Below are 23,252 nucleotides of genomic sequence, written 5' to 3' on the forward strand. Positions count from 1 at the left end.
CGGGGCGGCGGGGCCGTGGGAGCGGCGCGTGGAGCGTGGAGCGTGGAGCGAATCGTGATGACAGAATCTGAAATCTGTCATCTGATAGCGCGCTGAGAGCGGGGCGACGCGATGAGGCGGCGAGGCCCGGGCCGCCGCGGCGTCCGTGGCGGCCCGGTGTCCGGCGGCTCGGGTCCGGCGAGGCTCGGACAGCTGCGGGTCAGATGGTCAGATATCGGACGATTGGAGATCTGACGATTTGATCCCAGATGGTTTGGATTCAGATGATTGACACTCGGATGGCTTGAGCTCGGACAGTTGTGACTCGGACAGTTGCGGATCAGCCCGTCAGGCCGCCGTGCGCGAGCCTGGGAGCAGCTCGCCGCGCAGGTAGCTCTGCGCGTTGTAAATGGTGCGGTTCGGGTCCGTGATGGCGCGGCGGCCATGCATCACCCGGGTGTTGTCGACCAGCACGACATCACCGTCCTGCCAGTCCAGCTCCTCCGTCAGCTCCTCGGTGAGCCACGCCAGGCGGTCGGTCAGTTCCTCGGGCAGGGCGGTGCCGTCGGCGAAGGTGATTGTCGGCTTCTCGTAGTTGTAGGACGGGCCGAAGATGCTGTTGGCCCAGGCCAGGCGGGCGCCGAAGAGCGTGGTGCGGGCGGCCGGGGTGCGGAAGGCGTAGTGCACGGAGCCGTCGGGCAGTTCAGTGACCGTGGTGCCGGGGCCGCCGATCGCGGCCAGCTGCTGGAAGTCGGCGAAGGTCACCTCAGCGACGGTCTTCACGCCGCCCGACTGGTGCACCACGAACTGCTTCCACTTGGCCTCTTCGACCCGGCGGGCGTAGACGATGTCCTGGGCGAAGGCGGCCCGGTCGGCCTCGGCGGCCGCGTCCCAGACCCGGTAGCCGTCGCAGACCGTGGTCTGCGAACCGCTGGCGGCGGCCCTCTCGCAGAGGAACCAGGTCAGGTCGGGGATGAAGGGGCTGTTGCCGTTCTCGATGTGCAGGCCCAGCTCGGCGGTGCCGGCGTCGACCTTCTGGGCGACGTCGCCGCCATGGAAGGAGCGGGCCGGGTCCAGTGTCACCCGGTCGGAGTGCTCCTTGACGAAGAGCGAGAAGTCCTCGATCGACGGGGCGAAGCCGCGCAGCACCAGGAAGCCGGCCTCGGCGAGCAGTTCGATGACGGCACGCGGGTCGAGGTCACGCAGCGTGGTGACGCCTGGGGCGGGCTGGAGGAGCTTTCCGGTGCCGGTCCCGTAGGGCCGCACGTCCGGGGTGGTGGTGGCCATGGCTGTCCCCTTCGCTTCAGCGCTCTCGATGGTGGCGCTCTCGGTGGTGCTGCTCTCAGCGGTGGCGCTCTCGGTGGTGCCGCTCTCAGTGGTAGTGGCAGTGCTCTTGGCGCCGGTGGTCGGCAGGCGGTCGAGGTCGGCGGTGATCGCCGCGCGCACCGGCCGGCCGGTGACGGTGAAGTAGCGGCGGTAGCCGTCCTGTTCGGCCCGCAGCAGGTGGAGCACCTCCACCCGTTCGACCGCGGAGAGGTGCTCGGCCCCGAAGGCGGCGATCGCCTCGGCGGCCGCGCCGGGATCGGCGTCGGGGGCGATGACGAACAGGCCGTGCAGCGCGGGCAGGTCGTTGCCGACCACCCCGACGGCACGCACGAACGGGAGGCGGGCGTACTGCGCCTCCACCCACTCGGGAGCGATGTTGCGCCCCGCCGCGGTGATGATGATGTTCTTCTTGCGGCCGGTGATGGTCAGGTACCCGTCCGGGTCGATGCCGGCCAGGTCGCCGGTGTGCAGCCAGCCGTCGACCACGGCGCAGCTGGAGGGGTCGGGGCGGGTGTAGCCGGCGAACAGCGAGCTGCTGCGGACCAGCAGTTCGCCGTCCTCGGCGAGCTTGACGGTGACGTGGGCGAGCGGCCTGCCGACGGTGCCGATCCGGCGCGCGCCCGGGGTGTTCCAGCTGACCACCGAACTGTTCTCGGAGAGGCCGTAGCCCTCGTGGACGGCGATGCCGTGCCGGTCCAGCTCGCGCAGGGTGGCCGGGTGCACCGGGGCGCCACCGCAGCAGATCAGCGGCGGCCGCTCGGTACCGAACAGCACCTGACTGACCGGCAGTCCGGCCCGCTCGGCCTGCCCCGCCGCGTCGGCGAGCGCGGCCGCCAGCGCGGGCGTGGCCACCACGGCGGTCGGCCGGGCGGCGGCCAGTTGCGGCAGCGCGCTCGCCACCGCGCCCGCGCTGGTGCCGACCAGCGCCGAGTCCGGCGGCAGCAGGGTGACGCAGCCGCCGTCCAGCAGCACCAGGTAGAGACCGGTGACCTGCTCGATCAGCAGGCTGAACGGCACCAGCGAGAGGTAGGCGCGGAACGCCTGGTCGGGCATCGCGGTGTGCAGCGAGTCGATCAGCGCGCCGATGCCCTGGGCGCGGATCCGCACACCCTTGGGGCGGGAGGTGGTGCCGGAAGTGTGGATGATCTTGCAGATCCAGTCCTCCGCCTGGTCCTCGACCTGGCCCTCGGCCTCCGCCTCCGCCTGGTCAAGCCCGGGCCCGGGCCCGGTGGCGGCAGCCGGGGCCCAGGGGGTCGAACCGCCGTCCAGGGTGACGGCCACCACCTGGCAGCCGGCCGGCAGCACCGACGGGCCCCACTCGGCGAGCCGGGCCGCGCCCTGCTCGTCCACCAGGCAGAGGTCCGCCGATTCGAGCAGCCCGGCGGCCTGCTCGCGGCTGAAGGCCAGCGGCACCGGGATCTCGGTGGCACGCGCGGTGAGCAGCGCCAGGTCGGCGACCACGAACTCAGGGGTGTTGCCGCAGAGTACGCCGACCCGCGAGCGGCCATCCATGTCTGATGGCACGTCAGTCACCGTTCGCCGCGCGGCAAGACGCTCGGTGAGACGGTCAGCGAGACAGCCGGCAAGACGGTCGGTGATGCGGTCGGTGATGCGGTCGGCCAGCGCCCGGGCCGCCCGGGTGACCTCGCGGTAGCTGTGCCGGGCCACCGTCGCGCCGTGCTCGTCCAGCACTCGCACCAGCGGCCGTTCGCTCTCGGCGTGGCGGCTCAGCGCCTCCTCAACGGCCCGCACGGCCCGCCACCTCCCGCGCGGCGGCCGGGGCGACGGGGCCGCCCGTCTCGCTCAGCAGCCCCACCTGGGGGTCGAGGAACGTGTACCGGCCGGTGGCCTCGGCGAACAGCGGTGCCAGGGCGCGCAGTTCGATGAACCCGGTCTGCGGCCGCCCGTCGTAGTAGCTGCCCCAGGCGTCGCGCGTGCCCGGCTGCAGCCGCTCCGGGTCGGCCACTTGGAGCGGGGTGAAGGTGACGCCCACCCGCTGCAGCGCGGTGCGCAGGTAGTCGGTGACGGTGCACAGGATGTACTCCATGCCCAGCGACCAGGCGATGATCGGGGTCAGTCGGATCATCTCCCGGCCCGCGCCGCCGCGCCCGGCCAGCGGGCCGATCTCGACCACCCGGGAGCGCTCCACCGGGACGCCGAGCCGGGCCGCGATGGCGGTCTCGACCGGCGCGTCCAGATAGCGTTCGGAGAAGAACTCGGTGGTGGTGGCGTAGCTGACGCCGGCGCAGCCGGTGATCCGGTCCAACCCCTCGGCGTCCTGGGTGGTGGCGATGATGAAGGCGTCGGGGTCGGGGCTGACCGAGGCGCCGTAGGTGTCAGCGTAGGTGGTGCGGACCAGCTCGCGGGCGCCCAGCCAGTGGGCGGTCGCTCGGGGGACCACGGTGATTCTCAGCATCGTGCTCAGCTCTCCGTTCGCAGGTGGGCGACCGCCGGTAGGCGGTGGGCCCAGGGCTGGGCGGTTTCGAGCTCGGCCGCGAGCGCGAAGAGGGTGGCCTCGTCGCCGAAGCGGCCGGTGGCGTGCACGCCGATCGGCAGTCCGGAGTCGGTCCAGTGCAGCGGGACCGACATCGCGGGCTGGCCGGTCAGATTGGCCAGCGGGGTCTCGTGGCAGAACTCCACGGCCCGCAGCAGTTGTTGATCGGGAGTGCCGATCGCGAAGGTGCCGAGGTCGGGTGCCGGCCAGGCGGTGACCGGTGACAGCAGCACGTCGTAGGACTCGTAGAAGCCGGCGATCGCACGCGCGGCTCGCTGCAGGGTGCCCACCGCCAGCAGGTACTGGGAGGCGCTGAGGGTGCGGCCCTGCTGGTAGAGCTGCCAGGTGAGCTCCTCGAACCGGTCGGCGGTCGGGATGCGGCCGCTCAGCTGGGCGTAGGAGGTGATCGCCGAGGAGACTCCGGCGGCCCACAACACCAGGAACGGGTCGACCAGTTCGGCGAAGGCCACCTCCGGGGCCGCCTCGGTGACCTGATGGCCCAGCTCCGCGCAGAGCTTGGCGGTCTCCAGCACCGCGGCGGCGCAGGCCGGATCGAGTGGGCCGGTTCCGGGGCGGGTGGTGCAGGCGATCCGCAGCGGCTTCGTCAGGCCCGTGCGGACCGCCTGCGTGAACCGCCCGGCGGTGGGCGGCGCCCAGTACGGGTCGCCGGTGGCCGGCCCGGCGATCGCGTCGAGCACCGCAGCGCTGTCCCGCACCGAGCGGCTGACCACGTGCTCGGCGGCCAGTCCGTTCATCAGGTCGCCGACCGCGGGCCCCAGCGGGGTGCGCGCCCTGGTCGGCTTGAGGCCGAAGACACCGCAGGCGGCGGCCGGGATGCGGATCGAGCCGCCCGCGTCGTTGGCGTGCGCGATCGGCACCAGGCCGGCCGCGACCGCCGCCGCCGCGCCGCCGCTGGAGCCGCCCGCGCTGCGGGTGGGGTCCCAGGGGTTGCGGGTGGGCCCCTGGGCCTGCGGCTCGGTGGTGGGCAGCACGCCGAACTCGGCGGTCTTGGTCTTGCCCAGCACCCGCAGGCCGGCCGCCCGGAACCGGTCGGTCAACTCGCTCCCCTGGCGCGGGCTGAAGCCGGCCAGGAAGCGCGAGCCCATGGTGGCCTCCAGGCCGGCCACGGTCGGTCCGAGGTCCTTGAGCAGGAACGGCACGCCGTGCAGCGGGCCGTGCCCCTCGGCGCTCCCGCCGGGGCGGGCCGCCTCGGCGAGCGCCTGGTCGAAGGCGGTCACCGCGAGGGCGCCGATCCGGCCGTCGTAGCGCTCGATCCGCTCGATCGCGTGGCGCAGCAACTCACTCTCGGACAGCTCGCCACTGCGGACCAGGTCCGCCTGTGCGTGGCCGTCCAGCTCACGCAGACTCTCCGGGGAGGACATGCCGTCACCCTTCAGTTTGACTGATAGCTTTTGGTAAAGCTTTCACGAGAGATGCTAACCCCCTGGGGCCAGGTGTTCAACTGTCCGTCAGGATCGTTTCGCCACAACGGAGATGGCGCGCTACGGGAGTCCGCTCCACCTCGCGGAAAGGTTCCTGGAAACCTTTTCACCGGAAGGATCGGCGGAAGGCTCCCGTTCGACCGCCGAGCGGCGGCATCATGAGGGGCGACGGACCGCGGGACGCACCGCGGGAGTGAGGAGAGAGATGCCCGAGAGTGAACGGGGTGGCGGCGTGGTGGCGCTGGACCGGCTGGCCCGGCAGGCGGGGCGGCTGGCGCAGCTGGTGAACGCCACCACACACGCGGCCGCCGCCGAGGCCGGCCTGACCAACGCCGACGCGGACGTACTGCTGGCCCTCCACCAGGCGCACGAGCAGCGGCTTCGGCCCACCACGCTGGCAGCCGCCTGCGGACTCTCCTCAGGCGGCACCAGCAACATCATCAACCGCCTGGCGCACGCCGGTTACGTCAACCGGGAGGCCAACGCGCAGGACGGGCGGAGCTCCTGGGTGCAGCTGACCGAGGAGGGGCGGGGGCTGGCGGCGCTGGTCACCGAGGCCGCGGCGGCCGAGCACATCCGACTGCTGACACGCCTGCCGGAGGGGATCGCCGAGGCGTTGGCCGCACTGCTGGACACGGCGGTCGGGCACCTGGACCCGGCGGCCGTGCGAGCGGGCGGCGAGGGGCGCACGCTCGGGGAAGGGCGCGCGCTCAGCGGGGGGCGGCCGCGCCGAGGGTGACGCCGAGGGTGACGGGGAGGCGGCCGGAGCGTCGGCGGTCGGGCGCGCGGTCGCCGGAGCGGAGCTCGCGGACCTCGCGGACCTCGCGGACCGGCACGCCGCCACGGAATCGGCCGCTGCCACCGCCACGGCCGTGTACCACGGCGGCGCCGGCGAGCGCGGCGGCCCGCTCCGGGACGGCCGGCCGCTCCAAGGCCGGCTGATCCAAGGCCGGCTGATCCAGGGCCTGCCGATCCAAGGCCGGCTGATCCAGGGCCTGCCGATCCAAGGCCGGCTGATCCAGGGCCGGCTGATCCAGGGCCTGCCGATCCAGGGCCACCGGCCGCTCCAGGGCTGCGGGCTGCCGCACGGCCACGGGTGCGGCGAGCTGGGCCCGGGTGAGCAACCGGTCCAACTGCGCCAGATCGGGCACCCCTTCGATCCTGCGGTCGCCGATCACCGTGGTCGGGGTCAGTCGGACCGGGCCGTGGCCACTGCCCTCGGCGAGCGCGGACCGGTGCAACTCGGCGTACCGCTCGTCCGCCAGCGCGGCCCGGAAGTCGAGCGGGTCGAGCCCGCAGCGCGACGCGATCCGGGCCAGCACGGCGGGGTCGGCGATGTCCAGCCCGGCCGCGAAGTGCGCGGCGAAGACCTGCTCGCTGTAGCGCTCACCGACGCCGTGCTCCAGGGCGAACTGGTAGCCCAGGAAGGCGAGTCGGGCACTGCGTACCGGGGCGGGCGGCCGCTCCGCCACGGTCACGCCCAGCCGCGCGGCCAACGGCCGCGTCCCGTACTGCCAGGCCCGCGCGGACGGGACCGGGTCCCACGACGCACCGCCGCGGTTCTCGTGCGGATGCCAGCGCAGTTCGGCGCCGTGCGCCGCGGCCACCGCGGTCAGCAAGCGGTGCGTCACCATGCTCAGCGGGCATCGGTAGTCGAACCAAGCCTCGATCGTGATGGCCATGTCGGGGGCACGCCTTCCCAGCTCAAGAAGCCACGGCCGAGCCGGGCCCGGGTGGGGGCCGCCGGCCTCGCTGACACTGCTGCGCTGCCGGGCGGTGGCTCCGGACACCTCGCTGTCGCCCGGCGTCGGTCCGCCCCCGGCCACCCCCGCGCGACCATGGAAACATACCTACCGAGCGGGTTTCAATCAGTCCTTGGTGAGTCTATGACCTTACTGAGATCAACTCTTGACCACTCGTCAATTCCTTGGACATTGCCACCCAGCAGCACTGATGGATCGTCAACACCACCGCCGGCCGAGACATTCCCGGACCAGGGCGGCGCCAGGACCGGCGGTCTCCGGAGCCACCCCGGAGCCACCTCGGCACCGGTCCGCGGTCGAACAGCACCCGGCGCGGCCCGTACCGTACGGTCCGGTCGACTCCGCCGGGCAGCCGCTCCGAGGCCGGAGAGCTCTCCATCTACCTTCCTGATGAGTGCAGTTGGTAAGGTTGAGGGCCGAAATAGTGGTACCGAGCGGTCGACTTCGGAAGTCCATCGGGGGCTGGCCCCTTGGAGCTGGTTGCGCGTCGGACCGGACGGCCTTCCCCTGTGGACCTCGCCGGCTGAGCCGCGTTCGACCCCTGGCCTCCTCGCCGCCCGCGTAGCACCTGAACCACTCCGCGCGTACCCTCGGACCGCCCGGATCACCTCACCCTGCGGCGAGGATGGCCGGAATGTCGTCCATCCATGCGAGAACCGCCTCCTCGTAGCGGATGCCGAACGCCAACGTCGCCTGCTGATAAGCATCCAGCCCGCCTGCGGTCGCCGTCGTCCGGTACGCGGCCAGGCGCCGCTCGTGCTCAACCCGATGCTCGGCCACGTGCGCCAGGAGCAGTTCTCGATCGGCCGAGGCGCCGAAGGCCAGAGCGAGCAGAAGTGGAAAGCGGATCTGCTCGGGTCCTGGCGGCTCGGCGAGCCAGGCCGCGAAGGCCCCACGGCCCGAATCGGTCAGCCGGTAGGGCCGCCGTGATCGCGGACCCGTGGGCCCTGCCTGGACCAACCCGCGCTCAGCCATCGCGGCCAATTCCCGGTAGACCTGACTACGCGTCAGACTCCAGAAGTCACCGATGAACGCCCCGGCGATCTCCACGAGCTCGAAGCCGCTGGCCTCCCCCGCGTGCAGGAAACCCAGCAGTGATGCCGCAGTCGGATTGAGTTCGGCCATCATGCCCCCATGCTTGACAGTCCACTGTGGACGGTGTTGGCTCCGCTATGACAGTCCACTGTGTCATGTCGAGGGGGAACGATGCGTGCTGCCCTACTGGTCGTCCACGTCCTGGCTGGAGGCATCGGACTGCTCGTCGGTCCGATGGCGATGCTCGCGCCGAAACGGACTGGGTGGCATCCCAGGCTTGGCCTGGCGTATCAAGCATTGACAGGGGCACTGTGCCTCAGCGCGTTCGGCCTCGTGGTCGAGAAGCCCGCGCTCTGGTGGCTCGGCGTCATCGCAGCGGCTACCTGGTCCGCCGCGCTCGGCGGGTGGTGGGTACGTCGGCGGCGGTTACACGGCTGGCTTCTCTGGCACATAGGTCTGATGTGCGGGTCCTACATCTCCTTTGTGACGGCGTTTCTTGTCGTAAACCTCGGACTCGGCTCACCTGTCGCCTGGGTCGTACCGACCCTGATCGGTACCCCGATGATCGCCCGAACCACTCTCCGCGTGACGCAGGCTCGCGCTTGAGCGGGTCCGAAGGTCGCGTGTGACTGTCACGCCTCGCGTGCCGGGAGCCGGGAGCCGGGAGCCGACAGGGATTCGACAGGGATTCGACAGCCACGGTCTGAGCACTCGCCTCTCGTCCACCAGCAGCGATCCGCCACCCGTGGGCCGGCAGCGGCAGCAGTCCGTCCCGTTCCAGCGGGACGTCCGGCACCATCCTCCCCTCCCAGGGATGGCCGAAGCCGTGGTGAACCGGACAGCGGGTGCCGACGCCGGTGATCATCTCGGCAAGGAATCCGGCCGCCGCCGCGGCCTGCGCCAGTTGGTGCCGGTCATGGGTGTAGCTCCTTCAGGTCGCGGGTGGGGGTGGGGGCGGGTCACCAGAAGCGTGGTTGGGCGGGGATGCCTTCCAGGTCGGTGAGGACCAGTTCGCGGTCCTCGTCCTGGGCGATGTCCTCGGCCGCGGCCAGGGCCTGTTCGGTCCAGCTGCGGGCCTGGTCCTTGTCGCCGGCCACTGCGTGGGCACGGGCCAGGGACTCGTAGGCGTAGGCCAGGTCCCAGTCCGCGATGCCGTGCGCCCGGCAGATCTCCAGGCCGCGCCTCGCGTGGTGCAGGGCGGGTTCGGCTCGCCCCAGTACGGAGTACACGCGTGAGCACTGCCACTCGCCGCGGCTGAGGTTCGCCGGGGCACCGACCTGGCCCCAGTGGTAGCGCGAGGCGTGTGCCATGTGCAGCATCCGGTCGTCGTCCTCGACGCTGCGATCCTCCTTCTCCAGCAGCCGCCATACCCCGTTGAACAGGTCGACGGCCATGCGTCGCTCGTCACTGGTCGCACCGGTTGTGTTCTGCGTGTCCTGGTCGGTCATCGCTGTGGTGACTCCGTCCTCGATGAGATGGTCGGTGCGGTGGAGGTCGCTGCGGACCCGGTCCAGGCGTGCCTGGAGGCGGCGCCGGTGCTGGACCAGGACCTGCTTGATCGCGGCCTCGTCGTCCGGCTCGGCCAGGCACGCGCGCACCTGGTCCAGCGGGACGTCTACCGAACGCAGGAGCCGTACCAGCCGCGCGGGCGCGACCTGCTCGGCGCCGTACAGCCGGTAGCCCGTGTCGGGGTCGACCACTGCGGGCGCCAGCAGTCCCACCCGGTCGTAGTGCCGCAGGGCCTTCGCGGTCAGGCCGACACGGCGTGCCAGCTGACCGACCGTGATCAGCTCAGGTCCATCCACCATGCCCCGAACCTAGAACCTTGCCCCGTGGGAACCTCAAACTCGGCGCTCAGAACGCTGACAAACAGTGATGAACAACTCGGATCGGCGTGAAATCGCGACCTGAGGAGGAGCTGGCCCGCTGCGTGCTGAACGAGCAGCAACGGGCCGAGGCCGGGACGACGGCGGGGGCAAGGACGACGGCGGGGGCAGGGACGACGGCGGGGGCAGGGGCGGACCCGCCAGTCGGCGGGCGCCGACCCGCGCCGAACGCACCGCGGCCGCCCAGGGCGCTCGTGCCCGGGGCGGCCGCGGTCAGCGGTCGAGGACCGTCAGGACCGTCAGGACCGTCAGGACCGTCAGGACCGTCAGAGGGCCGCGTTGAGCGTGAAGGCCTGGGTCACCGTGCCCGCCGCGCTCTTGGCCGTGATGGTCAGGTGGAAACTGCCCAGGGCCAGCTCACTGCCCGAGAGGGTGGCGGTGCCGTTGGCACCGGGGGTGAACTTGATCCCCGACGGCAGCGTGCCGCTCTCGCTGAGCACCGCGGCCGGGAAGCCGGTCGTGGTGATCGTGTAGCTGAACGGGACCAGGAGGTACGCCGTCGCCGTGGCCTTGCTGGTGATCGCCGGCGCCTGGTTCACCGTCACCGCGAGCGCCTGGGTGGCGCTCCCGGCCGAGTTGGCGGCCGACACCGTCAGCGGGTAGACGCCGCCGCTGCCCGCCGCCGGGGTGCCGGACAGGGTGCCGTTGCCGCTGCCGTTGTCCTTGAACGACAGGCCGGCGGGCAGCTTGCCCGTCACGGTCAGCGCCGGGGCCGGGATGCCGGTGGCCGTCACCGCGAAGGTACCGGCGGTGCCGGCGGTCAGCGTGGTGGCGCTCGCGCTGGTCACCGCCGGACCGGTCGCCTGGGTGACCGTGACGGTCACGGTGGCGCTGCCGCTGCCAGCGCCGTTGGCCGCCGTGACGGTCACCGGGTAGCTGCCCGCGCTGCCGGAGGCCGCGGTGCCGGAGATGCTGCCGGTGCCGTCGCCGTTGTCCTTGAAGCTCAGACCGCTCGGCAGGGTCCCGCTCTCGGTGAGCGCGGGGGCCGGGTAGCCACTGGTGGTCACCGCGAAGGTGCCCGCGGTGCCGGTGGTGAAGGCAGCCGTCGTGGCGCCGGTCACGGCGGCGGGCTGGGCGACGGTAAGGGTCAGGTTCTGGGTGACCGAGCCGGCCGCGTTGCGCGCGGTGACGACCAGCGGGTAGCTGCCGCCGCCGCCCGCCGCCGGGGTGCCGGCAAGCGTGGCGGTGCCGTCACCGTTGTCGGTGAAGGTGACTCCGGCCGGCAGGGTCCCGGTCGCCGTGAGCGCGGGCAGCGGGTTGCCGGTGCTGGTCACCGTGGTGCTGAAGGCGGTGCCGACGGAGGCCGCCACGGTGGCCGAACTGGTGATCAGCGGCGGCACGTTGATGATCAGCGTGGTCGTGGAGCCGGCGCCGACGGGGGTCCAGGCGGAGAGCGTGCCGCCGTAGGACTGGCCGAAGGCCGCGCCGTTGACCGTGGTACCGGTCGGGACGGTGACCGGCACGTTGACCTGGCCGCCGCCGGAGTTGGTGACCACCACGGTGTTGTTCTGCACCGAGGCGGTGACCGTGCCGGCCTGCTCGGCCGAGGCCCAGGCGGCCGACTCACCGAGGGTCTGCGCGGTGCCGGCGTCGGTCGTCTGGGTCAGCGGCGCGGTGTACCAGCTGTTGTACTGCGCCTGCATGTTGTTGATCAGGGTGAGCAGCGTGTACCCGTAGTCGCTGGTCGTCCCGTTCACCGTCTGGGTGGCCGGGCCGATCAGGTTGGTCTGGTGCGCGTAGCTCATCCGCGGGTCGTCGGCCAGCACGTGGCCGAGCATGATCCGGGACTCGTTGGCGAGCACCGTGGACTCGGTGGAGGCGGTGGTGGTGCAGGTGGTGGACGGGGTGCTCTCGCACTTGCCCGTCTCGGCCGGGTACAGCGCGTCGCCCATCGAGGAACCGGTGGCCACGTACGCGGTGTTGTACTCGCTCAGCTCATCGGGCCAGTTGGAGGCGTTGTAGTAGATGTTGCTCGGGTAGCGCGGCGCGGAGACCGCGGTGTTGCTCGCACCGGTGGCCGAGGCACCCGCGATGGTGTAGCTCTGCGGCTGGCGCGAGGCGTCGCTGCCGAAGACCGAGATGCCCAGGTCCGCCATGGCCTGCGGCATGTTGGGGTTCTCCAGGCCGGAGTGCTCGCCGGTGACCAGGCCGCTGGAGCTGAAGTTGGTCAGGCCGTTGTTGGCGGCGAAGGCGTCGTCCAGGCCGATCTCCTGCTCGATGCTGGAGTCGGGGGTGGTACTGGTGGCGGGCAGCCAGCCGGCCCGCGAGGCGCAGCCGATGTTGGGGTCGGTGGCCGTCGGGTAGGTGCTGGTGCTGCCGGGGCCGCCGCCGGGGGTGGTGGCGCCGGTGTCGGTGAAGGAGTAGCCGGTGGCCGCGCCGGTCGCGTCCTCGTGGACCTGGCCGATGAGGCCGAAGCTGGTGGAGCCGGCCGGGGCGCGGTAGACGTTGTAGCCCCAGAAGGCGGTACCGCCGGAGTACTCCGACTCCAGCTTGGAGAGGCTGGGGCCATCACCGTTGGGGGCGTCGGGCCAGCTGAACGAGACCGAGCCGTCGGCGCCGACGGTGACCTGCTGCGGGGTGGAGGGCTCCGACTCGCCGTAGGCGGTGGCGGCGGTGACCTCGTAGCTGTAGCCGCCCGCGGCCAGCGAGCCGCCGCTGCCGGCGACCGGCGCGTTGGCCGGCTGCGGAGCGGCGACGGTGCAACCCAGGTACATGTGCGACCAGGTGTGCGTGATCCAGTTGAACGCCGCCTGCTTGCTGAGCAGTTCGTTGACGAAGGCGGCGTCGTTCGGGTAGCCGCTGTCCACCGTCTGGCCCGGGTCGGTGAGGGTGTTGCCGTTCACCGTGGTGCTGCCGGAGCAGTTGGCACTCGACGTGGTGGTGGTGCTGGGCGCGGTGCAGGCGCCGATCGCGTTGAACGCGAACTCCAGCTTGATGCCGGTCTGCTGCTCCCAGTTGGCGACGTAGTCCACGTCGGCCGCGCTCATCTGGACGTCCGGCGGGCCGTCGGCCGCGTTGCCGCCCACGCCGCTGGGGCAGAGCACGTCGTTCGGGTCGGTGGCGCCCGGCGTGCACTGGTACTGCCGGCTCCACTCGTTGTCCGAGATGAACATGTCGTCGATGTCCTGCCCGAAGTAGTTCCGGTACAGGCCCAGGTGGGTGTTCTGGGTGACCCAGTTGATCAGGCCGGGCGCGAGCAGCAGCCACGGCAGCATGGTCGGGCTGTAGTTGAAGGTCAGCGCCAGCTCCGAGACGCCCGCCTGCGGGTCGGTGCTCGGGTGCTGGTAGACGGCGGCCAGCGTCTGGCCGGCGGAGTTCTGCAGCCACGGCGTGACCGGCGCCCCCGCGACCGGCGTGGCCGGGTAGCCGTAGGAGCCGGTCTCGAACGGCACCGGGCCCTTCAGCTCGGGCAGTTGGGCGAGCGCCGCGGTGCTCAGCTGCGCGGTGCCGGTGACCGCGCCGGAGCCGGCGGCGGTCAGGCCCACCGAGGCCGACGGGTACACGTAGCCGTCGATCTGGCGCACGCCGAAGCTCGCCTCGAAGCTGTCCAGGTCGGTCAGCTGCCCGGCCGCGAACCAGACCGGGGAGTCCGCGAAGACCACCCCGTTGTAGTAGGCGTGGGTGCCGTTGGAGAGCGCCGGCAGCGTCACGGTCTCACTACCGAGTGCACCGCCGGCGTTCACCAGCGTGTACGGAACCCCCTCGGTGTCCAGCGCGTTGGTCCAGGCCGTGGTGGTGGCGTCCCCAGCGCCGCCACCGATCACCAGGACCTTCAGGTCGAGCTGCGGGGGCGTCGCCGCCGCGGCCGCCAGCCCCGCCTGTCCGGTCGCCAGCAGCGTTATCGCTGCCACCCCCGTGGCGAACCACTTCGCCCTTCGTTTGAACACGGTCTTCCCACCCCAATGTCTGTACGGGTTCACGCCGATCTGACGACCGGCCACCACAGCATGGTGGGAGGGGGATTGGGGCCGAGGGCTTATGGTGATTTCGGGGTCAGATCTTCATCTACGCGCAGGCACACATCACGGATCGGTGGAGCGGCGCGCACACGACAGCGCCCCGGGCGGGACGCCAGGTGAGCGGCGGGGGCGCCCGGCGTGGCGGGGCCCGGGGCCGCGGAGTCGTCCGCCGCCCCGGGCCGGGAGCCGATCGGGGCCTCAGCCGGTGGTGTTGAGCGCGGTGTCGTCGAGGACGAAACTGGTGGTGCCGCCGTTGGCGTCGGTCTCGGTGCCGGTGAACCGCAGCGTCACGCTCTGACCCGCGTAGGCCGAGACGTCGACGGTGTGCTGCGTGTACCCGCTGTTCTTGTCGAGGTTGGAGTAACCGGCCACCGTGGTCAGCACGGTGCCGGCGCTGTTGAGCAGCTGGACGGTCAGCGTGTCCGGCTTGGCGGAGCTGGTGCTCTCGGTGGTGTCGATGTGCAGCCAGTAGGAGAGGGTCGCGGTGCAGCCGGCCGGGATGGCCACGCTCTGCCCGACCGTGTCGGTGTCCGCCTTGCCGTCACCGTTCAGCCACGCGTCCCAACTGCCCGCGTGAGCAGGCTCGTCGGCGGTGTCGTTGTTGATCGGCGCGGAGCCGGTGGTGGAGGTCTCGGTCCACGGGGCGATCGTGGCGCCCTTCTCGAAGCCCTGGTCACCGAGCAGTTGGGCGGCGGTGCAGCCGCCGCCCGTGCCGCTCACGGTGAGGGTGTAGGTAGCGGTGTGGCTGCCGGAGGCGGCGGTGCCGGTGATCGTGATCGGGTAGCTGCCCGCCGGGGTGCCCGTGCCGGTGGCGAGGGTGAGCGCCGCCGAGTTGCCGGCGGTCACCGAGGCCGGGCTGAACGAGGCCGTCGCACCGGTCGGCAGTCCGGCGGCCGCCAGGGCCACCGACTGCGCGCTGCCCGCGCTGACCGCCGTGGCGACGGTGGTGCTCGCCGTGCCGCCGGGTGCCACCGAGCCCGCGCCGGGCGAGGCCGAGAGCGAGAAGTCGTTCGCGGGCGCGGTGCCGCTCGCCGGGCTCCAGTAGTCGCCCGCCATCACCAGGTAGACCAGGGTCTTGATGGTCTCGCCGTAGTAGCCGTCGCCGAACGGGTTGGTGGCCAGGTAGTTCCAGACGGTGTCGGTCCACGCCTGGTCGCCCGAGGCCATCGCGGCCGGCCCGACCGCGTCACCGGCCTCCTCGGCCTGGTCGCTGGTGCTGTAGGCGGTGCAGTTCAGATTGACGTGCGGGTAGACCTTCTGCGGGTTGCCGCCCGACAGGCCCTTCAGACAGGCGCTCTCCTTCTTCGCCAGCCCGTACTCGGTGGCCGCCGCCGAGGCGCCGTTGAGCAGCGCGTCGGTGCCCAGGTGCCAGGGGACCCGGATGGAGTTGTAGCCGACGATGTTGTCCGGCTGGTCCTCCTGGTAGTTGGCGGGGGCCGGCTTGGGGCTGGTGGTGTCGGCGTTCACCACGAAGTCGGAGAGCAGGCCGGCGCTCGCGGAGTAGGCGGCGGTGTACTCGGTGTCGAGCGCCTCGGTGCGCTGGATCACCTTGGTCCAGTCGTGCGCGGTGTCGTAGGCGCCGAAGGCGCGCAGGTGGTCGAGCATCTGGTCGGAGGGCCGGGTGTCGGTGTTCGGACCGTCGTCCTCGCACTTCAGGTGCCCGTCCGGAGCCACGTCGTGGGCGTAGAACGCGGCCAACCAGGCCTTGGCGTCAGCGGTGTAGCCGCCCCACTGCTTGTCGGCCAGGATCAGGCCGTAGCCGATGTCGAGGTCGCCGTCGGTGGCGCCGTCCGGGGTGCCGCCGCTGTAGTACTTGCAGGTCTTGCCGTCCAACTGCCACTGCATCAGGCCGTACTGGTCCTCGTGGTCCTTGACCAGCTGCCAGAGGCCGTTGAACTCGCTCTGCGCGCTCGCGTCGTAGCCGGCCATCAGCGGGACGATGTTCATCCCGTAGCCCTGGCCCTCGGAGACCGGGCCGTTGTTGGTGGCGTCGCCGTCGCCCTTGGTGGAGACGTAGTACTCGTTCGAGGCGCAGCCGTGGACCAGGTAGGTGGCCTTCCAGGAGTCGTACTCCTTCTCCACCGCGGCGTCCCTGGTGGCCTGCGGGGCCGAGGGCATGACGCCGACCTGGTAGGTGGTGTGGGTCGGGAACGGGTGCGCGGGAGCAGTGGCAGCGGGGGTGGTCGTGGCGGGGATGGTCGTGGCGGCCCGGGCAGGGGCGGCCTGGGCGGGCGCGGTGGCCAGCGCGGTCACGGAGAGGCCGAGCAGGCAGCCCGTCACCACCGACGCGAGCGGGCGCTTCCAGCGGTTTCGCACGCGGAACTCCTTCGTGGGGGGTACCGGTCCACCGGCCTGGGGAGGGCGGCGGCGGGCCGGACGCGGTTCGGAGTCGAGCGATAGTTAGGAAAGCTTCCTTACGAGAAGCTGTCAAGGGCTGCGACCGACGAAGGGCTACGGCCGACGCGCCTGCCGGGTCCACTCCTACCGGTCACCTACCACCCCACCTGCCACTCGCCGCGGTTGCCGCTGCGGCGTGTGCCAGGCCGCCGCCCGGTGCGTATGCGATAGGTTGCCGGCCATGACCGAATCCATACAACTCCCCTGGCCGCCTGCCCCGATCAGGACCGAGCGGCTCGTGCTCCGAGAGCCCGAGCCTCAGGACCGAGCGGCGATCATCGAGCTGTTCAGCTCGCCGGAGGTGGGCACCTACATCGGTGGCTCTCGACCGCGTGACGAACTGGAGCGCGCGGTGCCCGAGACGCCCCGGCGGCGCCCCGGCCTTTTCGTGATCGAGCTCGACGGAGCGATGATCGGCACCATCGAGCTCAACCGGCGCGACCCGGAGCATCGGAGTCAGGTCCGTCCGGATGCCGGGGAGGCCGAACTCGGCTACCTGCTCCTGCCGCAGGCGTGGGGGCACGGTTACGCCGCCGAGGCGTGCGCGGCTGCGCTCGGCTGGTTCGCCGAGGCGCTTCCCGGCGAGCCGGTGGTGCTCTGCACCCAGACCGCCAACGACCGCTCGATGCGCCTCGCGGCGAAGCTGGGGTTCACCGAGGTGCAGCTGTTCGAGGAGTGGGGCGCCGAGCAGTGGATGGGCGTGCGGTCCCCGATCACGCCGTCCGCTTGAGCCGGCGCCTGCTCGTCAGCTCCGCGGTGATCTCAATCTCGGTACGGGTCATGCGGGCCAGCGGTAGCGCCGACCCGCTCCGCCCCGCTCACTCCGTCACCAGCTCACCCCGTCACCCCATCACCCGCTCACCCGCTCACCCGCTCACCCGCCAGGCGGCTGCGCAGAGGGCGGCGGCCAGCTCCTCCTGGTAGCAGGCGGCGGCCAGCCAGCGCAGGGCGAAGGGGAGGTGGTCGTCGGTGCGGAGGCGGCCGAAGGCGTCGCGGTCGTGCTCGTCGGCGGCGGCGCGGAGGGCGGCGAGCAGCTCGGCGGCGGTGGGCAGGCCGGCGGCACGCAGACGGTGCTGCTCCTCGGGGCCGACGTGCGCGAGGGCGGGACGGCCGCTGGTCAGCACCTGTTCGAGGCGGCGGGTCAGCAGATGGAGCGGGGGCCGGGCCCCGGCGAAGCCGAGGCCGGAGGCGGGAAGGTGATCAGGGCCGGGAAGGGGACGGGGAACGGGGGCGGGGCCGGTGGGTGGCAGGTCGGCCTGCTGGAGCCGCTCCAGGCCGAGGCTGACCCGCCCCTGACGATCCGCCGAGAGCGCCAACACCGGTCCTGGCGCGCCCGGCACCGCTCCGGCCGCGAGCAGGCGCAGGCACGGGTGGGCGGCGCGCTCCAGTCGGCCGATCACCCGCAGGCGCAGTCCGGGCGCGGCGGCCAGCAGCGCGTGGTTGGTCCCGAAGGCGAGCTGCGGATGGTCCTGGGCCGGGAGCAGCGCCACCACCACTCCCGCGCAGTCGGCGAGCAGCTGCGGGCGGGGCGAGCCCGCCACGCTCCCCGGACCGAGCAGGGTCAGGTCGAGGAAGAGCAGATCGGCTCCACCGGGCCGCAGCTCGGCCGGCGCCCGGTGGGCCGCCAGCGCGCGGGCGACCTGGCGGTCCACCGGCTCGGCCCAGCGGTCCGCGACCGGCGGCTCGTGCCAGCCCGCACCGGCGGCGCGCACCGCGCGGACCTTGGCCCCCGCCCCGAGCCGACCGGTCGCCGACCGGGTGGCCCCCTGCACCACCAGGCCGGCCCTGGTCAGCTCCCGGTGCCCGAGCGTGGTGTCGCCGAGCCGGACGGCGCGGCCCGCGGCGGCCTGGGCGAGCCGGGCGGCCCCGGTGGGGTCGCGGTGCGGGGTGACGTCGGCGATCGAGGAGAGCCGCCCGTCGCCGTCGACCGTCCAGACCAGGACCCCGGCGTGGGTGGCGGTCACCACCGGCTCGGCGAAGAGCCCGTAGAGGCGCATGCTGCCCGCCTCCTGGTACGGCCGACGGGCGCTGCCGCGCAGCCCGGGATCCGGGGCGGCCGTGCCGAGCAGGGTGGTGGTGAGGTCGAGCAGGTCCCGGTAGGCGTCCCGCAGGTCGGCCAGCCGGTGGTCCGGCTCGGCGGACCGGGCGGCCCGCAGCCCCGTGACCACGGTGGTGGCCAGCGCGGCCGGGCGGTGCAGGCCGAGCAGCCGGCACTGGTGGGCCCGGCGCAGCAGTTCGGCCTGCGGCACGCTGCCCGCTCCGCCGACCCCGGCGGCCAGTGCCTCGGCGGCGGCGCGGCGCAGGGCGGCGAGGGCCTCGGCCTCGGGCGGGGCGAGGGGGTGGGCGGCGGGCGGGACGGCTTCGCCGGGGGACGGTGCGTCGGATGCGTTCACCGGCGAGGGCGCAGGCGCCGCGCCGGGCGCAGGGGCTGCTTCGACGAGCGCAGGGGCGGCCTCGGGCGCAGGGGCCGGGGCGGGCGCAGGGTCCGTTGCCGGCTCGGGCTCGGGCTCGGGCTCGGGCTCGGCGAGCCGGAAGCTGCTGACCGCCGCCGCCCGGTGCACGCAGGCCGGGGCGAGCAGGCAGCCGCACCGCACGTCCGCCGCCGCGCGGACCACGCCGCCGGGGGCGTGCAGCACCAGCACCGCCTCCTCGTCGAGCTGGACCCGCCACTGCGCACCGCTCCAGGTGCCCACCCGCTCGGCGAACTTGGCGACCGCACCGTCCAGCCGCTTCCGCAGCCTGGGCGAGAGCGCCGCCACCACCTCGGCGACCACCTCGGGCCGCACGGCGGGCCACGGCGCGGCACCGTCCCGCGCCTCGCTCTGCCCAGCGGTCGGCCCAGCGGTCGGCCCAGCGGTCGGCCCAGCGGTCGGTCCAGCGCTCTGCCCAGCGCTCTGCCCAGCGCTCTGCCCAGCGGTCGGCCCAGACTCCCACGCCGACTCCCGCGCCCGCTCCTCCGGCTCCAGCAGCTCGGTCAACGGATCTTCTCCCCCACCCAACGGGCCAGTTCCAGCGGACTCAGCGCCGCGACCGGCATGCCTGCCGCGACCAGTTGCTCGGCCACGGCCTTCGAATAGCGCGCCGTGCCGGTGTCGTCCAGCGCGGCGCAGCCGAGCAGCCGGCAGCCCTCGTTCACCAGGGCGCGGGTTTCGGCGAGCAGCCCGCCCAGCGGGTAGCCCTCCTCGAAGTCGCTGACCACCACGATCAGCGTCCGGGACGGCACCGCGACCAGCTCGCGCGCGTGGCGCAGCCCGGCGGCGATGTGCGTGCCGCCGCCGACCCGGACCTCCAGCAGCAGGCCCAGCGGGTCGGCCACCTGCCCGCTGAGATCGACCACACTGGTCGAGAAGGCCACGAAGTGGGTGCTCAGCGACGGCACCCCGGCCAGGATCGCGGCCGTCAGCGCGGCCCAGATGGTCGAGGACTCCATCGAGCCGGAGACGTCCACCACCAGGATCAGCCGCCAGTCGTTGGCCTGACTCGCCCTGGTCCGGAAGACGGGCCGCTCGGGCACGATGAGCGTCGAACCGTCCGCGCCGGGGCGGGCGGTGGCCAGGTTGGCCCGGATCGTCCGGTCCAGGTCGAGCCGACCGCCCGGGCGGCGGCTCGGGCGGGGCAGGGTGAGGCCGGTCAGTGCCGGGCGCAGGGTGGTGGCGAGCGCGCTCGACAGCTCGTCCACCAGCCGCTCGACCAGCGGCCGCAGCGCGGCCAACCGCCCCTCGGGCAGGCCGCCCGCGTGCTGCAGCACGGTGCGCAGCAGCTCGACCGACGGCCGGACGGCCTCCGGGCTGAGCGCCGCCAGCACATCGGTGCGGCCGTGCTCGACCGCGGCGGCGAGCACCTCCTCGCGGACACCGGGGCCGAACAGCGCGACCAGCTCCGCGGACCACTCGCGCACACCCGGGTAGGCGGCCTCCCGTCCGCCACCGCCGCCGGCCGGTCCGAGCGTGCCAGGGCCGGAGCCCTCGCCGCGCCCACGGCCGTACAACTCGTCCAGGGCGCCCGCGAGTCGGGCGGTCCGCCCGGTCAGGCCTCCGCTGCTCCCCGGGCGGCCGAGCAGCAGGCGCCAGCGGTCGGGCAGCGGCAGCGCGGCGGCACCGGGCTGCGCGGCCGGCCCGGGCAGCGCGGCGGCACCGGGCAGGCCTGGGGCGACAGCCGACCGCGGCGAATGCGCATGCGCATGCGGGGGCGGGGGCGGGGGCTCGGGGGAGTCGGCGGCCTCGGGCTGGTCGGACCGCTCGGGGACCGACCCGCCGACCATGGCGGGCAGCAGGGACTTCTCGACCAGGAACTGACGTACCGTCAAATCAGCCATCGTCCAGGCGGCCAGAGCGGTCGGGTCGGACTCGGCCGGCAACTGGTCGAGTTGGGCACCCACCCGCTCCTCGACCAGGGCCAACAGGCGGTCACGGGCCGCCGGGCTGAGGGTGTCGAACCCGCCGCGCAGGGCGGGCAGGCGCTCCAGGAAGGCGGCGTCCGACAGGCCGGCGACCCGCTCCAGCAGCGGTTCGAGCGCGGCGGGCGCGGTGCTGAGCAGACCCTCCGCCGCGGTGAGCAGGCCGGTCAGGGCGCGGACCAGCTCCCGGCGACGCTCCGGGTCACTCGCGCCGTCCACCCAGGAGGCCAGGCGGCCGCCCAGTTCGGCGGGCCGCTGGTGGCCGAGCAGCACCCGCACGGCCCCGGCCGCCCCCTTCACCAGCGGGGTGCCGTCATCGGCGAGGCGGCGCAGGGTGTGGTCGAGCCGGATCCCACCGAGCGCGTCCGCGCGGCGGGCGAACTCCAGCAGGGCCCTGGCGTCGGCGGGGTCGTCGCTGCCGCCGAGGCCTTCGAGGCTGCGGACGGCGGCGGCGGTGAGGCGCTCGGTCGCCTCGGCGGTGGTCACGGTGGCGGTCACGAAGGCGGTCACCGGCGCGGCCCCGGCGACGGCCTGGTCGGCGAGGTGCCCGGCAGAGTGACCGGCAAGGTGACCAGCGAGGTGACCAGCGAGGTGACCGGCGGCCAGGCGGTCCAGCAGGGCCAGGCCGTCGAGGAGTTCGGGGAGGGTGCCGACCGCCGGCACCTCCTCGGCCAGTTGGGCCAGCCGGACCGCCGTCAGCTGCGGCAGCGCGCACCCGGCGGCGTCGGCGAGGCCGTCGATGGCCTGCCGCGCGGTCGAGCCGCCCGCCTCGCCCTCACGGCGCAGCCGCTCCCGCAGTGTCCCCTCCGCCGCCTGGGCCAGGGTCACCCCGCGCAGACCGGCCACCGTCAGCATCGCGGCGACGGCCGGCGTCCAGCGGACCCGCCAGCGCGTCCCGATCGCCTCCGTCCCGCCCGCACCGGCGACCGCCAGCGGCTCCCCGTACGGCACGCCGCAGACCGTGAGCCGGCGCAGCAGCAACTCGCGGCTCGCGTCGATCGGCGAGCGGAGCGGGTCGAGCCGCAGCTCGCGCGCGGCATCGGCACCCGCGGCGGCACCGGCAGCACCGGATGCGCCTGCTGCTGCGGATGCGGAGCCGGATGCGGGGCCGGAGCCGGAGCCGGAGCCGGTCGCGGACCTCGCCCCCACCGCTGGTCCGGGCAAACCGAGTTCGGCGAGTTGCGCCTCGACCGCCGGGGCCAGCCCGCCGCGCGGGGCATCGGGCGTCGGGCTGCCCGTCCTCGTGCCGACCAGCACCCGCTCCAGCGCGGCTGCCACCGCCCGCCCGCGCCCGACCGGCTCCCCCTGGGCGAGCACCGTCTGCACCGCCTCGACCAGCTCCCCGCGCCCGGCCGCCGGCAGGCCCCGCAGCCGGGCCAGGTCCTCGGCCAGCCGGACGATCTCGCGCGCGTCGGCCGGCCCCGCCGGATGCCCGGCCGAGCGCAGCGCCGCACAGATCAGGACGGCCGTCCGGGTGAGGGCGGCCGCCACCCGCGCGGGGTCACCGGCGGCCGCCAGCACCGCGTGCTGCCACTCGGGATCGCGGATCCCGGCGGGGTAGCCGGAGCGGGAGTCGAGCAGGGGGTAGGCATAGGGGATCAGGGAGATGACGAATGGCGGGGCGGCGGGCGCGAGGGCCGGCGCTCCGACAGCGGGTGCTCCGACAGCGGGCGCTCCGGGTGCGGGCACGCCGACCGCGGGCACACCGTCGCGCAGCGCGGGCACGTGGAAGGCGCCGACCAGGACGGCGACGCGGCGCCCGCCCGCCGAGGCCTCGCGGATCCGCTCCCGCATCCAGGCCTCGCGGCGCAGGTCGAGCGGGTCGACGCCGCTGCCGCCCGGCGCCTCGGCGTCCTGCCGCAGTGCCCAGCCGACCAGCAGCGCGGCTCGGCGCACGGCCTCGGGCGAGCAGCCGGGAGCGGGGGCCTCGACCAGGCGGTCCCAGAGGTCCTCGTCCTGACGGCCGGTCAACCGGCTGCGCAGCACCTCGGCGAGCCTGGCGGACGGCACGGCAGTGGACGGCACGGCAGTGGACGGCGCGGCAGTGGACGGCCCAGCGATGGACGGCTCGGTGGCGGACGGCACGGCGCCGGAGGCCGCCACCGGCCCAACCGGCCCAACCGCCTCGCCCCCAGCGCCCTCCCCCGCGAGCCGGGCGCCGAGCGGGAGGTCGCAGGCGATCACCGCCACCCCCTCCCGGGCCGCCCAGCGCAGGGCGGTGAGCTCCGGGGAGAAGTCCGCGAACGGGTAGAACGCGGGCCCGACCGCCTCCCCCGCCCGCTCCCCCGCCACCGGGGCGGCGGCCAGCGCGACCGGCGCGGTGGTGCGGGGGTCGGCGAGCAGCGGCAGCCAGGGCTGGAACTCGGCCGGGAGCTCGATCAGCAGCACCTCGGGCCGGGCCGCCGCCAGCAGTTCGGGCAGCACCGCGGCGAGCGACGGCGCGTGGTGACGCACGCCGATCAGGTACGGGCCGCTCCCGGAGGCGGCCAGCGCCTCGGCCGCCGCCGTCACCCGAGCCCGCGCTCCCCCGGTCACCGCCGCAGCCGTAGCCGCAGCCGCCATGCCCGCCCCTCCA

The 23,252-nt window shown here is 73.5% G+C and carries 12 protein-coding genes; 2 read left to right on the forward strand and 10 right to left on the reverse strand.

The genetic code is table 11. The features are described 5' to 3' along the window. Window positions 1-327: 327 nt before the first annotated feature. The 3 genes from OG455_RS08870 to OG455_RS08880 are packed head-to-tail and all read right to left on the reverse strand — an operon-like array spanning window position 328 to window position 5,181. The gene (locus tag OG455_RS08870) at window positions 328-3,057 is read right to left on the reverse strand and encodes an AMP-binding protein (protein ID WP_266291849.1); all 2,730 of its coding nucleotides are present in this window, start codon (window positions 3,055-3,057) and stop codon (window positions 328-330) included. Continuing rightward, a complete protein-coding gene (locus OG455_RS08875) occupies window positions 3,044-3,721 on the reverse strand; it encodes a thermostable hemolysin (RefSeq protein WP_266291851.1) in 678 nt (225 codons plus the stop codon). Before OG455_RS08875 ends, OG455_RS08870 begins: the two co-directional genes overlap by 14 nt. A 5-nt stretch (window positions 3,722-3,726) precedes the next feature. After that, a complete protein-coding gene (locus OG455_RS08880) occupies window positions 3,727-5,181 on the reverse strand; it encodes an amidase (protein ID WP_266291853.1) in 1,455 nt (484 codons plus the stop codon). Window positions 5,182-5,446: 265 nt separating this feature from the next. Between OG455_RS08880 and OG455_RS08885 the strand changes: the two genes are divergently transcribed. Further along, a complete protein-coding gene (locus tag OG455_RS08885) occupies window positions 5,447-5,980 on the forward strand; it encodes a MarR family winged helix-turn-helix transcriptional regulator (protein ID WP_266291855.1) in 534 nt (177 codons plus the stop codon). Here OG455_RS08885 and OG455_RS08890 read toward each other — a convergent pair. From OG455_RS08890 to OG455_RS08910, 5 genes are all read right to left on the reverse strand, one after another. Then, the gene (locus tag OG455_RS08890) at window positions 5,952-6,923 is read right to left on the reverse strand and encodes a DsbA family protein (protein ID WP_266291857.1); all 972 of its coding nucleotides are present in this window, start codon (window positions 6,921-6,923) and stop codon (window positions 5,952-5,954) included. The two genes, OG455_RS08885 and OG455_RS08890, sit on opposite strands and share 29 nt — an antisense overlap. Before the next feature lie 690 nt (window positions 6,924-7,613). Beyond that, the gene (locus tag OG455_RS08895) at window positions 7,614-8,132 is read right to left on the reverse strand and encodes a PadR family transcriptional regulator (RefSeq protein ID WP_266291859.1); all 519 of its coding nucleotides are present in this window, start codon (window positions 8,130-8,132) and stop codon (window positions 7,614-7,616) included. 866 nt (window positions 8,133-8,998) lie between these two features. Beyond that, window positions 8,999-9,847 carry a MerR family transcriptional regulator gene (locus OG455_RS08900; protein WP_266291861.1) on the reverse strand — a complete coding sequence of 283 codons (849 nt, stop codon included), beginning with the start codon at window positions 9,845-9,847 and terminating at the stop codon, window positions 8,999-9,001. Window positions 9,848-10,191: 344 nt separating this feature from the next. Then, complete coding sequence (locus OG455_RS08905; RefSeq protein ID WP_266291863.1) at window positions 10,192-13,776, reverse strand: putative Ig domain-containing protein; 3,585 nt, start codon at window positions 13,774-13,776, stop codon at window positions 10,192-10,194. 306 nt (window positions 13,777-14,082) lie between these two features. Beyond that, entirely contained in the window at window positions 14,083-16,200 is a 2,118-nt protein-coding gene (locus tag OG455_RS08910; protein ID WP_266291865.1) for a glycosyl hydrolase family 8, read from the reverse strand. A 262-nt stretch (window positions 16,201-16,462) separates the two neighbouring features. Here OG455_RS08910 and OG455_RS08915 point away from each other — a divergent pair, with 262 nt between their 5' ends. Further along, a complete protein-coding gene (locus OG455_RS08915; RefSeq protein ID WP_266291867.1) occupies window positions 16,463-17,011 on the forward strand; it encodes a GNAT family N-acetyltransferase in 549 nt (182 codons plus the stop codon). Between the two features lie 136 nt (window positions 17,012-17,147). Here the strand turns inward: OG455_RS08915 and OG455_RS08920 are convergent, their stop codons facing one another. Further along, window positions 17,148-19,259 carry a hypothetical protein gene (locus tag OG455_RS08920; RefSeq protein WP_266291869.1) on the reverse strand — a complete coding sequence of 704 codons (2,112 nt, stop codon included), beginning with the start codon at window positions 19,257-19,259 and terminating at the stop codon, window positions 17,148-17,150. After that, a complete protein-coding gene (locus tag OG455_RS08925; RefSeq protein ID WP_266291871.1) occupies window positions 19,256-23,239 on the reverse strand; it encodes a DUF5682 family protein in 3,984 nt (1,327 codons plus the stop codon). Before OG455_RS08925 ends, OG455_RS08920 begins: the two co-directional genes overlap by 4 nt. Window positions 23,240-23,252 lie beyond the last annotated feature (13 nt).

It is taken from the genome of Kitasatospora sp. NBC_01287 (assembly GCF_026340565.1).
In the GTDB taxonomy this organism is placed as follows: domain Bacteria; phylum Actinomycetota; class Actinomycetes; order Streptomycetales; family Streptomycetaceae; genus Kitasatospora.

Bases quoted from the DNA above. Each gene is read 5' to 3' on its own strand.
- OG455_RS08880 (WP_266291853.1), bottom strand. From the start codon at position 5,181: ATGTCCTCCCCGGAGAGTCTGCGTGAGCTGGACGGCCACGCACAGGCG.
- OG455_RS08890 (WP_266291857.1), bottom strand. From the start codon at position 6,923: ATGGCCATCACGATCGAGGCTTGGTTCGACTACCGATGCCCGCTGAGC.
- OG455_RS08885 (WP_266291855.1), top strand. From the start codon at position 5,447: ATGCCCGAGAGTGAACGGGGTGGCGGCGTGGTGGCGCTGGACCGGCTG.
- OG455_RS08875 (WP_266291851.1), bottom strand. From the start codon at position 3,721: ATGCTGAGAATCACCGTGGTCCCCCGAGCGACCGCCCACTGGCTGGGC.
- OG455_RS08925 (WP_266291871.1), bottom strand. From the start codon at position 23,239: ATGGCGGCTGCGGCTACGGCTGCGGCGGTGACCGGGGGAGCGCGGGCT.
- OG455_RS08900 (WP_266291861.1), bottom strand. From the start codon at position 9,847: ATGGTGGATGGACCTGAGCTGATCACGGTCGGTCAGCTGGCACGCCGT.
- OG455_RS08895 (WP_266291859.1), bottom strand. From the start codon at position 8,132: ATGATGGCCGAACTCAATCCGACTGCGGCATCACTGCTGGGTTTCCTG.
- OG455_RS08915 (WP_266291867.1), top strand. From the start codon at position 16,463: ATGACCGAATCCATACAACTCCCCTGGCCGCCTGCCCCGATCAGGACC.